Genomic DNA, 11,983 nt, shown 5'->3' with positions numbered 1-11,983 from the left:
CTTTGTACAAAGATGGCCTTCCTTTGATGAAACGACTAATTCAAGCTCGTTGCTCTATTACTGCTCCTCCTACTCTTCCGATACCTCTCTAAACCTGACCAAACGTCTTTCCAAAAGAGCCACACCCAAATCATTTGTCAAATCACTGCACTTCTTAAAAACTAGCTCCAACTCCGGTATCATCTGCCTTCTGCCTTCTGCCTTCTGCCTTAAAGCAGTCCATTTCTTTCACGAATCAGATAGGATTGCTATAGTATTTAGCGATGCAGTGGCCTGACGGGGGTTTCCAGCAAAACCGTACTGCATCGCTTTTATTGTGCTTTCAAATTTACAGCAGTTTTCAATACGGGATTAAAAACCGCTGTATGATTAAATTCAAGACTTTTCTAAGATATAAATAGCTCTTGGAGATGAAGGAAGCAATTCATCACGCTGATAGTTAGCATATTCTTCTACCAGTCGAAAGCCAGTTAAATGAGCTTGTAAGCGGATTTCATTGGGTAGGACAATTCCTGTTTTTCTAGGATGACTAAAGTGAAAACAACTCTCCTTTGATGAGACCAAATATTGCAGTATTGTCATCTGATACATTCCGATCGGGTCGTAGCTTCGATCCTCAGTCATTTTTACAAAGTTTCCATCAGGTAACTGACGGCTACGGGTAATCGTTCGACGATATCCCCCTTGCAGATAATAACCAGGATTATCAGTAATAATTAAAAGACGTGCTCCAGGTTTTAAATGTGTTGAGATACATTGAAATGCGCGGTAGCGATCCTCTACTTCTGATATCTCACCCAAAACTTCCCCTGATAAGAAAGCAAAATCAAATTGCCGTTTCAGCTCAAAACGACGGATATCCCCATGAATCAGTTCAAGCTGTCCTTTTTTTAACCAATCACTCAGGTTAACTCGTGCCTGATTGAGCATTCCTGCATCAATTTCAATCCCTGTGACTTGAGCTCCTTTTTCCAGCAGGTGAATGCTGAACCGTCCCGAACCGGAAGCTAATTCTAAAACCTCCATACCAGGAGAAATATAAGAGAGGACAAACGCCTTGTAGTCCTCTGGTAAACTAATCAGCACATCGTAAAGCTCTCCACTAGAGTATTGAGAACGCAATCCACGGCAAGCAACAAATCGCTGTAACCCTAAAAATGGATTAGTATTTTTCCTCGTTAGGGGATCTTCCTCCAGCATTAATCCGGCAGCAGCAAAGCTTAACAGAATTTCTGAGCGCGTAAGGATCGCAGTCTTCTCCATCTTCTCCTTACCATCAGAATGGTGACGAACACCACCAATCCAATCCACCGTAACTGGTTTTGTGATCTGGTCAATTACCTCAACACCATCATCCCAGTGTCTTTCCATCAAACCTAAATTGGGTGGATCAACTACCATCACAACAATCCGTCCATCAGGACCCAATGTCTGTGCTAGGGTGACAATTTTTTGATAGCGTTCTTCTACCTGATGCACGCTGTCTAAAACACCGGGAAGCAGAATCAAAAGGTCATAGTACTGTTTTTGTCCTTCTAGGGAAGTGAGATCCTCAATTTGTTCATAGGTGCATTGCGCAGCAGATTCTCCGAGAGGGTTCCATTTTTGGGCTAATAAAGCAAAGACTTCCTTTGCCTGTGAGCCAATTACCCCTACCGGACCATTGACTCGTAGATCTGCTAAACCATTAACTAGATCGTCAGTGTTAATAAAATTCATGTTCACCTCTGTGATTGTTAATTATTAAATGACTTGACCAATGACTTGACCCCAAGGCAAGCCGATCGAAATTCTCCACTCATCGACTCGACCCTAATTTGAATCACTTAACCATGAATACCAAATCTGCTTGGTCATTACCCCTTGATCAAAATCCACCAAATCTTTTTATACCAGTAATCTAGGGCTATGGGCATGTCTGAGGGTATGGGGACAGGATGTTGGTATAAGTGAATTCTCAAACAGATAATCCTTAATCTAAAGCCATTTTTATATTTTATACATTTTCAGTTTCAAACTTTTCTCTGAATCCTTTAGGAAGTAACCGTGGCACTCCTTAAAGACTTGCGGTTTATCCAGACACTAAATAAATAGTGTCCCGAATACTGTTGCCAAATAAACACTATTATTGTTCGATACAAAATTCCTCTATAAATTGAGGAATTTTGTAGGGATAATACTTATTGATTTTGAAAAGCCTTTAGGACTTTTAAATTAACCCACGTTTCCCTAATTTCAGGCTTGATGCAGCATTTTATCAAATTGAAAACACCATCACATTAATATTGTATGAAGATTTTTTACATTTGTGCGACATTGTGTTTATTATAATTCAATAGCGACTCTATAACATATAGTGGTGCAACATGTTTGGATTAACACTTTAACAAGTAGAACATGGTAAACCCAAATTAAGTGACAGCTTAATTTTATTTTAAGTTTTAAGTTAAGTAATTTAAACATAATTTAATCTAAATTTTAACCATTTCATAGGTGCGACCCGAACGCGCCCCGCGTCGGCTTTGCCGATAGGTGCGACCCAAGGCCGGGTTCCCCGGCCATTGGAAAGCCCACCTATAGCGAATTTAATTCTTAATGGGTCAAGGGCACCTAAAACTTTAAAATGTCCATTTTGTCAATATATCTAAGACTATAAATCACAATTCTTATGATTATGATTATTTTTATATAAATGATGGAAATTTAACATTTTGGGTACTTTTAAGGTCTGAAAACTTCTGTGAGCCAAGGAAAAATGTCAATTACCTCAAAATGCCTGAAACCCTTATAAATCCTGAATTATCTACGCCTTCAAGGTGAATCCCCTTTCCAATCTGGGGTGATCGGTTATTTGATGTTAAGATTTTTTTGTCAAAGTGCCAAAATATCACATCTATTCAAGTTTTTCAATTATTCTGGAAACTTTTTGTGTTAAGCTTGTGTTAAGTTTGTGTTAAGTTTAACATTTTTTTTATGTTTAAAAGTCCAATTATTTAATCATGCTGTGATAAAATTATCTGGAGTGAAAAAAAATTGGTAAGCGCAATAAAAATTGATATGAAATGTAATCGATATAAAGGATTATGACCATAATAAACCTTAGTTATTAGTGCTATTTAAAGTTAAAAATAGTACGTATTACACGGCATTTTTATTGATTATTGCCCTTACCCTGTGCAAAAAAAGTAAAAACAGTGATCTCATGACCAAGATTAATCAAGGATCATCAAAAACGGCTGAGGAATGGTGTGGCACTACTACAGAAATGCCCTGGCACCAAGGGGTCAAAAAAATCCCAGTCTTAGATAAAGAAAGACTAGATTCACCAACTACAATCGATAGCCAGGCTCTGCGCGAAATTGATCAGGAATATCTATGTTGGGGGGATACTGTTCACTATCAAGAGCGACCAATCATTGTAACTGGTTGTAAGGGGGGATTGGTTTTCGACGATGAGGGTAAATCCTATATCGATACGGGAATGTGGCACTCAAGTTGTAACTTTGGCTATCGCAATCCAGAGATTGAATCAGAGGTTACTAAACAACTCCATACATTACCTCAAGCCAATGGCGACTTTCTACATCGTGAAAAATTATTAATCGCCAAACAAGTAGTAGATGCGATGTATGAAAGAACAGGTGTCAAAGGCCGAGTATCTTTTAATGTGGGCGGCGCACTTGTGGTGGAAGATGCCCTAAAGATTATTCGTAAGAACACCCGCAAGAATAAAGTAGCTGTGATGATGGGTGGTTATCATGGTCGCTCTCTTGGTACTCTCAACCTTTCGAGTAGTCATCGATATCGACAGTATTTTAATGAGTTTTCAGAACGGGCAGTTATGTTTCCGTTTGCTAACTGCGCTCAGTGTTTCTATGAAAAGGAACCAGAAACCTGTGACTTATACTGCGATCGCATGATTCGGAAGGCATTTTCCAACGAATTTTATGGCATCGCAAGTGAAACCAGTTCAGAGGTCGGTGCTATAGTTGTAGAACCTTGTCAGGGACGAGGCTACACCATCCCACCCACGGATTTCTTTAAAGGGTTTATCAGCGAGTTACGAGAGCACGGACTTCTTGTATTTGATGACGAAATTCAAGTTGGGATGTACCGTACTGGTAAATTATTTGCCTTCGAACATTTTGGGTTTGTGCCAGATATTATTACTTTGAGCAAATCCTTCACCAATGGTTTGAGTCCAGTTAGCTTAGTCTGGGCGCGAGAAGACCTAGTAGCACCAGACTTTTTCACTCCTGGACACGCTCACAGCAATTTTGCTAACCATCCTCTCGGAACTGCTGCTGCTTTAGCAACATGGCGTTATATGCTGGCACAAGACTACGAAACATCAGTACCAGCAAAAGGTTTGTACTTTTTGACCAAACTACAGGAACTCCAAGCCCGTCATTCCTGTGTTTATAGTGTAGATGGACTGGGACTGTTACTTAACATGGTTTTTGCTGATGAAAAGGGTATACCTTACAAAGGGTCTGCCAAACTAGCAGCAACCATTGCTCAAGACAATGATTTTATTTGGAAAGATCAGAGTTGGCGCATGATTCTCCAAACCGGAGGATACGACCTGAACGTTTTGAAATTTGCTCCTTATCTTGATATCAGCTACGAAGAAATTGATTGCACTATTGGTGTTTTAGACCAAGTGCTACACAAGCTTGATATCCTATTATGTCCAACCGCTGAAACCTCAGGAGCTATTTAATGAGAGCAGCAGTTTTATCCAAAGCAAATCAAGTAGAAATTCGCGAGTTTCCTGAGCCTAGCAAGACTCAAGATAATGAAGTAATTGCTAAGGTAGAATTTGTGGGAGTCTGTAAAACAGACCAGCAACTAACCGCAGCAGGCTTAGATAAAGACTGTATTCTTGGTCATGAAGTAGTCTGTAGCTTGCCTAATCAAAAAGGTCATTTTGCCCTCAATAATGAGATTTCCTGTGGAAAATGTAGTTATTGTTTAGAGGGATTAACTAGTCACTGCCTCAATCTCCAAGAACTTGGAGTAAATGAACATGGAGGATATGCTGAGCAAATTTGTGCTCCTAGAAATTCCTTACATCCTTTTGAATTCTCTAATCCAACTTTAGGGGTGCTGATTGAGCCGTTAAGTTGTGCAGTAAGAGGAGTAAAACGGATTATAGCTGGTGTTAATCTATTAGCTACTTCACACCCTAAAGTGTTGGTGATTGGGGGAGGGATTTCAGGTACTCTAATTACCTACCTCCTCAATCATTCCCCCAACTTCAAGGGAGAGATTAAAGTTTACGATATCACCAAAGAGCCGCTCCCTTGGCTAAACAAATTGGGAATTGAACGGATCCAAGTTCCAGAACCAAACCAGGCACACGTGGTGGTGGAATGTTCTGGTTCACCAGGGGGTCTGGCTACAGCACTGGATCTTGTTCGTAAAGGGGGTTTAGTCTGTATCTATGGTGTTCCTAAACCAGGGATTTCTTTACCGATTTCTCCCCATGAGTTATTTATGCGAGAGATTGCGGTAGTGACATCTTTTGCTGGTGCTACAGACGAAACCATTGCGGCTGCGATCGCATCCATCAAGGGCGACGAGGCATTCTTTGAACAACTGTTGGGTCGGTTTATCCCTCTAGAGAAGCTTCCTATAGAATTGACTAATTGGAGTCCACAGCCTGGAACCCGAACTGTTGTAGATCTCGACGCTTGAGGAAGATTCTGATGCAGGATGTAGCTGTGATCTTTGATATGGATGGTTTACTAATTGATAGTGAACCGTTTTGGTCTAAGGTAGAAATCGAAGTCTTCAATGACCTTGGCATTCCCATGAACGAGAGTATGTCTTCTCAAACAATGGGTTTGCGAAACGATGAGGTGGTCAAGTATTGGTATGCTCGATTTCCTTGGACTGGTATGAGCCAAGCTGAGGTATGTCGAACAATGATTGCTCGGATGAGTGACCTATTGATGACCATGGGACAACCGATGCCAGGTGCAATTGAAACCGTAAACTTGTGTCGGGAATTAAACTTACCCCTAGCCCTAGCCACGTCATCTCCCATCGGTCTAATTGATACAGTACTCAAACGGCTCGATTTAAAGGATGCCTTTGATGTGATTACATCAGCAGAAGCCGAGGAATTTGGTAAACCCCATCCAGCAGTATATCTCACCGCTAGCCGTCGTCTGGGTATAGAACCAACCAAGTGTGTTGCCTTAGAGGATTCGGTTCGTGGCGTGATTAGTGCCAAAGCTGCCAGCATGGCATGTATTGCAGTTCCAGCACCAGAAAATCTAGAGGATGAACGTTTTGCGATCGCAGATGTCACCCTTGAATCCCTAGAACAAATCACTGAGCCTTGGCTGAAAAAGTTTTTAGCTGAATATAGCTAGGCTAAACCTCACCTAAACATGTATGTATACGGAGGTAGAGATCCACGTGCTATCAGCTAATCCCGATTAGCTCTTGGGCTGATGGCTATTAGCTGATAGCTGAGCACTCAAGGTTAGTGGACAGTAAACAAGATTGGAGCAGGATAGTATGACAACCATGCAGGCTGCGGTCTGGTATGGTCCAGGACGTGAGAACTTTCGCTTAGAAAAAATAGACCGACCTGAACCTAGCCCAGGGGAAGTATTGATACAGGTTCAGAGATGTTTCTTTTGTGCGATGCACGCACGGGCCGTATTAGTGGGACACGCCAAGCATCATCCTCCAGTCATTTTTGGTAGGATGCTGGCAGGAGATGTTGTTGCTGTAGGGGAGGGTGTTACCAAAGTCAAACCAGGGATGCGCGTTACCGTCAACCCAGAAAAACCCTGTGGAGAGTGTTTTTACTGTCAGCGAGGAGCATTAGGCCATTGCCTCAACCCAACTAAGTTACAACCCGGTGGCATGGCTGAGTTTGTATGCGTTCCGGCTTCCCTGGCTAGCGGAATTGTTGAACTGCCTTCATCGATTCCCTATGAATTTGCTGCCTATACAGAAACACTAGCCTGTATCCTTCAGGGTATTGACTTATCTAATATTGGTTTGTCCGATTGTGTGGTAATTATTGGTGATGGCGGTGTGGGACTGACCTTCCTTCAGCTAGCGCGCTTGAGAGGTGCTACCAAAATTATTCTAGCTGGCAAACATGATGATTCTCTGGAACAGGCATCAGCTTTGGGTGCTGATCGTACCGTTAATGTTACCCGAGAGTCTCTCAAAGAGATAGTTATGGCTCAAACCGACGGTTATGGTGCTGATGTGGTTATTGAAGCCGTTGGCTCTGGGGAAACCTATGAGCAGGCATTGACCCTGCTCAGGTGTGGCGGTACCGCAGTTGGGTTTGGTGGAACACCCCCGGGAACTGAGTTTCGGGGCAATCCTAATTTAATTCATTATCGTTCCCTCAAGATTTATGGTAGCTATCGATATACTCCAGAGCATTTTCGTCAGGCCATAGAACTAATTTGCACAAAGAAGATTGATCTAGAACCGATTATTACCAATACTATTCCCTTCTCAAAATTAACAACAGAAGCAGTTGATATCCACAATCAACCGGATTGCCGAGCCTTAGTGATTGATTTTTAAGAAGTTGATTAAGGTAAGCTATCAGCTATCAGCTGACGGCTGACGGCTGACGGCTGAATGCTTACTGATTAAGGTATAATTAACTTAAAACGTTGATAGCATTTTTTTATTTGTAATTTTGAATTACTTATGATATTAGCAGGTGACTTAGGCGGAACAAATTGCCGATTAGCGGTATTTGACGAGAACCTCTCTATAGTCCAAAAAAGCACTTATAAGTGTAAAGACTATCACAGTTTTGAAGATCTGGTTGGGGCTTTCGTTAAAAGCTGTGAGCATCCCATTAAAATTGCTTGTTTCGGCTTACCTGGTCCAATACAGGAAGGTGTGTGTAAATTGACTAATTTACCTTGGGATAAAGTAGAAGCGGCTAAATTAGTTTCAGTTACCGGTGTTCCGGTTAGTTTGCTCAACGATGTAGAAGCCAATGCTTATGGCATAGAAACCCTAAAGGATGATGAGTTAGTTACTCTTAATGTCGGCACTAAAATACCAGGGGGCAATCGAGCAGTAGTATCACCTGGTACTGGCTTGGGAGAAGCAGCAACCGTTGAGGTGGAAGGTCGAGTTCATGCGATCGCATCTGAAGGTGGGAGTACTGACTTTGCTCCTTTGGATGAGCTTCAAGTGGGACTGATGCGTTATGTTCAGCAAGAATACAAGCGGGTTAGCTACGAGATTCTTCTAGGAGGTCCTGGGTTAGTTCGTATGTATAATTATTTGCGGGATAGCGGTCATGGCAACACCCCTGAATGGTTAGCAGAAGAAATGAGCAAAGGAGAGCCAGCTGCAGCAATTAGTAATGCAGCTCTGGCCAATAAATGTCCCCTTTGTGTGCAAGCTTTAGAGATGTTTGTCTCAATCTTGGCATCTGAAGCCGCAAATGCTGCCCTTAAGTTTTTCGCAACTGGCGGTGTTTATATCGGTGGAGGGATTCCCCCTCGCATTCTCGATAAGCTGCGTGAACCTCTGTTTATGGAAAATTTTATTAATAAGGATAAGATGGTAGATTTGCTGAAGTCTATTCCTATCTATGTGATTCTTAATGACCAGGCCGCTTTGCAGGGTGCTGCTTGGTATGCTCGCAGAAGTCTATCTTCAACATAACTAATCCTAATTTATTAATAGGTAAGCATGTTATAGCAGTTCTCAATCCAGTGAAAACTGCTATACCAATTACCAATTACCGACTAACCCAATTACCGACTAAATAATTATAGCATCCATAACGGAAAATGGTCTTAGGTGTTTTGTTCCTTAATACTTGGCTTATCAGCACCTTTGCCAGTTTTTGCTAGATATATTCCCTCTATAATCACAGCAAAAGCTAGTATGTTAAGAATACTTAGGCTTTCTGAAAATAGAATCCAGGCCAGAATAGCGCCAACGATTGGATCAAGAAGCAGCACTAAGGAAACAAAGCCTGAAGAAAAATTCTTGAGGCTGTATACTACTAAACCATGTCCCACAGCTTCGCAGACAAGAGCTAGGGAAATCACTGCTAACCATCCTGACCAAGAAATCGGGAAAATTTGATCGCTGAATATCAGAACCACTGGGATCATAAACAGTGTTCCCAAAGCACAGCGCCAAATCAGTATTCCTTCTACAGAAAACTTGGTTCGCAGTTGTTCTAGTAGTAAAAAGTTTACTGCATAAAATACAGAAGATGCTAAGGCCGCAGTATCACCGATAAAATTATTGGAGGATTTTAGCAAATCCTCAATTTGTATAGTAGTTGCCCCTAACAATGCAAGTAGCAGACCAATGAGGAATCTACGGTCGAAACGTTGCTTAAATACTAACCATCCTCCTATAGTAGCGAAAAATGGTGTTATGGATCCTAGGACATTGCTATTAGCAACGCTCGTCTGAGTTAAGGACCAAGTCCATAGAAATCTACCACTCAGATGAGAGATCGCTACGCCTACCAAAAGTAAGATATCGACAATTTTGTAACCTGACTGTGGTTCAGAGTTCTTCTGGGATGTTTGAGTACGTACTTGGCTGAATCCATTCCACAAACCAAAGACTAGAGTAGCTATCCAAAGACGATTGAATACTGTGGCATTAGCACTTATTTCTTGAAGAGAAAACCTGATTAAGATGGCTGTTATAGATAAAGCAAGTAAGGCAATTACTAATAATAGTATTGGTAGTAATTCTGATGTTTGCTCTCTATTGTATTCTGTTACTATCGCTTTCATTTTTTGGTGTTAGATGCTGACTAAAAATACCGTAATTTGTAAGTATTTAGCTATCAAATGATAGCTAAATTAAGGCAATCATTGGGTTGATCAACCTAGGAGAGTATAGACGTTAGAGTTAACGTCTATAGAGGAGAGGTTTTTTCCTCGTGGGTGATGCTGACGTTACTTGGGTCTTTTTGGTCTGTTATCTTACACTCATCATGAATAGCTGATTAGCTGATAGCTTAGTATAGTTTAGCTAAGCTATAACCTACTATTCTGCTCCAAATAAATAATAGTCTAATCATAAAGTATCCTGCTCACCAAATCAAAGGTAATCAGTATCAAATTTTTATATCACGTCTGGAGGATTAGTGATGATTAACAATATCGTAATTTTTATTATGGACAATTAAACGGATTTGATATAGTATCCTGTCCGATAGTATTGGCAATGTATCCCAGAGTTAGGCTTACTATTATTGCGATATGGCGATATAGCGTTCGCGAAGGGTCGGGCTTTGCCCGAATCGCACTATTATTGCGTTCCCGTAGCGGCTCTGAAGGAGCATCCCTTTGGGGTGATCGGGCGACCATCCCTAAAGCACGACGAGGCATTCTTTGAACAACTGTTGGGTCGGTTTATCCTCTGAACCTCAGTCGCGAGCCTTTGAGCCTAATCAGTGAATCCGATATCTGCTACACTCTACCGGATCTGGTATAATAGAGGATTATCAGTAACTACCCAAGTAATTTGGGATCATTTCCCATTCTCTTGTCTACCATTAAAGTGGCAACTAATCCAGAAAATTCCTAACTAAACGGGCAAGGGGTCTCCCGTTATAATCTTTGATAAGCGCGGGAGGGGAATTGCCCGACGGGGTATCTTGGTTCTCAACAGTACGCAAGTAGTACAATCACATTATGCTGTTAACTTACTGCTATCGAATCAAGCCTAGTGACGAACAGATAGCCATCATGGAGAGATGGCTTGAATTGTTGCGTCGTCACTGGAACTATGCTCTAGGGCAACGGCTTGACTGGCTCAAGCGGACTAGAACCCCGATTGACCGTTGCAGTCTTGTGAGTGAGCCGATTGGTGAAATTCCGGAACCTGTCAACTACTACACCCAGCAAGCCGCCCTTAAAGAAACTAAGCGGTGGTTCCCTGAGTACAAACAAATCTACACAGAAACTCAGCAGGTTAACCTACAACGGCTTAATAAAGCATGGGATAGATGGCGAAAACCTGATGTTAATGGTCAACGAGGGGGACGACCACGGTTTAAGAAAACTGGTGACTTGCGATCTTTTGTATTCCCACGGGTTAACAATTCCAGAGCGGGAGCACATCTAAAAGATGGAGTGCTTGAGCTGAGTCGGATTGGTGAGATACCTGTGGTAATGCACAGACCTATACCGGACGGTTTCACTCTCAAACAATGCACTATCGTTAAAAAAGCAGACGGTTGGTATTGTTGCATTTCAATGAAAGATGATACTGTCCCTGAGTTTCTTCCTGTAGATTCAGTTAAATCGTCTGTTGGTATTGATGTGGGTTTAGAAAAATTTTTAACCACATCAGATGGTGAGGCTATTGCAATTCCTCAGTTTTACCGAAAGGCTCAAGACAAGTTAGCAAAAGCCCAACGGGTTATGTCGCGTCGTGTTAAGGGTTCTAAAAACTGGGAAAAAGCTAAGAATCAAGTGGCTTTATTGCACCTTCATTTAACCCGTTGCCGAAAGGAATTTCATTATCAAGTTGCTCATTGGTTATGTAGTAATTACGACCTGATTGCTCATGAAGATTTAAACATCAAAGGACTTGCCAGAACAAAACTGGCCAAATCAATACATGATGCGGCGTGGGGGGCATTTATGGAAATTTTACAAGCAGTAGCGGTCAAACGCGGTTTGTTACTCCAGAAAGTTGACCCCCGTCGGACAAGTATTGAGTGCTTCAATTGTGGATCTAGGGCCCTTGAAAAGTTTAAGTGAGCGCGTTCATCATTGTTCCAGTTGTGGTGTTTCGATTGACCGTGACTGGAACAGTGGTATCAACATTTTGAATCGTGCGTTAATGGCGGTTGGACTGCCGCTGAATGGCTGTGGTAAATCGATACAAGATATTGAGGATCAGCAAGTCTCATTTGTAAATCTGAGAAGCCTACATCATAATCTTTGATTTGATGTAGGAATAGTCACACAGTCCACTGCTAATGGCA

At 41.7% G+C, this 11,983-nt stretch carries 8 protein-coding genes and 1 pseudogene; 7 read left to right on the top strand and 2 right to left on the bottom strand.

Features of this window, described 5'->3' with window-relative positions; translation table 11 throughout:
- Window positions 1–375: 375 nt before the first annotated feature.
- Window positions 376–1,719, bottom strand: a complete 1,344-nt coding sequence (locus tag F6K64_RS33445) for a methyltransferase domain-containing protein (protein WP_008191335.1) — start codon at window positions 1,717–1,719, stop codon at window positions 376–378.
- 1,483 nt (window positions 1,720–3,202) lie between these two features.
- Between F6K64_RS33445 and F6K64_RS33440 the strand changes: the two genes are divergently transcribed.
- From F6K64_RS33440 to glk, 5 genes are all read left to right on the top strand, one after another.
- Entirely contained in the window at window positions 3,203–4,723 is a 1,521-nt protein-coding gene (locus F6K64_RS33440; RefSeq protein ID WP_008191337.1) for an aspartate aminotransferase family protein, read from the top strand.
- Window positions 4,723–5,700 (top strand): zinc-dependent alcohol dehydrogenase, encoded by a 978-nt coding sequence (locus tag F6K64_RS33435; RefSeq protein WP_008191340.1) that lies wholly within the window; start codon window positions 4,723–4,725, stop codon window positions 5,698–5,700. Before F6K64_RS33440 ends, F6K64_RS33435 begins: the two co-directional genes overlap by 1 nt.
- An 11-nt stretch (window positions 5,701–5,711) precedes the next feature.
- Window positions 5,712–6,383, top strand: a complete 672-nt coding sequence (gene hxpB / locus F6K64_RS33430; protein WP_008191342.1) for a hexitol phosphatase HxpB — start codon at window positions 5,712–5,714, stop codon at window positions 6,381–6,383.
- 148 nt (window positions 6,384–6,531) lie between these two features.
- Window positions 6,532–7,569: a zinc-dependent alcohol dehydrogenase gene (locus tag F6K64_RS33425; RefSeq protein ID WP_229414776.1), complete on the top strand. Its 1,038-nt coding sequence runs from the start codon at window positions 6,532–6,534 to the stop codon at window positions 7,567–7,569.
- A 129-nt stretch (window positions 7,570–7,698) separates the two neighbouring features.
- Entirely contained in the window at window positions 7,699–8,676 is a 978-nt protein-coding gene (gene glk / locus F6K64_RS33420; protein WP_008191346.1) for a glucokinase, read from the top strand.
- A 134-nt stretch (window positions 8,677–8,810) separates the two neighbouring features.
- On the opposite strand, the gene F6K64_RS33415 is transcribed toward glk, so the two are convergent.
- Window positions 8,811–9,776 (bottom strand): DMT family transporter, encoded by a 966-nt coding sequence (locus tag F6K64_RS33415; protein WP_008191349.1) that lies wholly within the window; start codon window positions 9,774–9,776, stop codon window positions 8,811–8,813.
- A 503-nt stretch (window positions 9,777–10,279) separates the two neighbouring features.
- Here F6K64_RS33415 and F6K64_RS33410 point away from each other — a divergent pair.
- The gene (locus F6K64_RS33410) at window positions 10,280–10,411 is read left to right on the top strand and encodes a hypothetical protein (protein ID WP_267872131.1); all 132 of its coding nucleotides are present in this window, start codon (window positions 10,280–10,282) and stop codon (window positions 10,409–10,411) included.
- Window positions 10,412–10,682: 271 nt separating this feature from the next.
- Window positions 10,683–11,943 (top strand): annotated as a pseudogene (locus F6K64_RS33405) (RNA-guided endonuclease InsQ/TnpB family protein).
- Window positions 11,944–11,983 lie beyond the last annotated feature (40 nt).

This window comes from Moorena sp. SIO3A2 (assembly GCF_010672265.1).
Classification (GTDB): domain Bacteria; phylum Cyanobacteriota; class Cyanobacteriia; order Cyanobacteriales; family Coleofasciculaceae; genus Moorena; species Moorena producens.
The sequence above is the reverse complement of the archived record's forward strand: the minus strand, read 5'-3'. Positions and strand labels throughout refer to the sequence as shown.

What these genes read in the sequence shown, in the direction of transcription:
- F6K64_RS33445 (WP_008191335.1), bottom strand. Translation starts at nt 1,719, where the DNA reads ATGAATTTTATTAACACTGACGATCTAGTTAATGGTTTAGCAGATCTA.
- F6K64_RS33440 (WP_008191337.1), top strand. Translation starts at nt 3,203, where the DNA reads ATGACCAAGATTAATCAAGGATCATCAAAAACGGCTGAGGAATGGTGT.
- F6K64_RS33435 (WP_008191340.1), top strand. Translation starts at nt 4,723, where the DNA reads ATGAGAGCAGCAGTTTTATCCAAAGCAAATCAAGTAGAAATTCGCGAG.
- hxpB (WP_008191342.1), top strand. Translation starts at nt 5,712, where the DNA reads ATGCAGGATGTAGCTGTGATCTTTGATATGGATGGTTTACTAATTGAT.
- F6K64_RS33425 (WP_229414776.1), top strand. Translation starts at nt 6,532, where the DNA reads ATGACAACCATGCAGGCTGCGGTCTGGTATGGTCCAGGACGTGAGAAC.
- glk (WP_008191346.1), top strand. Translation starts at nt 7,699, where the DNA reads ATGATATTAGCAGGTGACTTAGGCGGAACAAATTGCCGATTAGCGGTA.
- F6K64_RS33415 (WP_008191349.1), bottom strand. Translation starts at nt 9,776, where the DNA reads ATGAAAGCGATAGTAACAGAATACAATAGAGAGCAAACATCAGAATTA.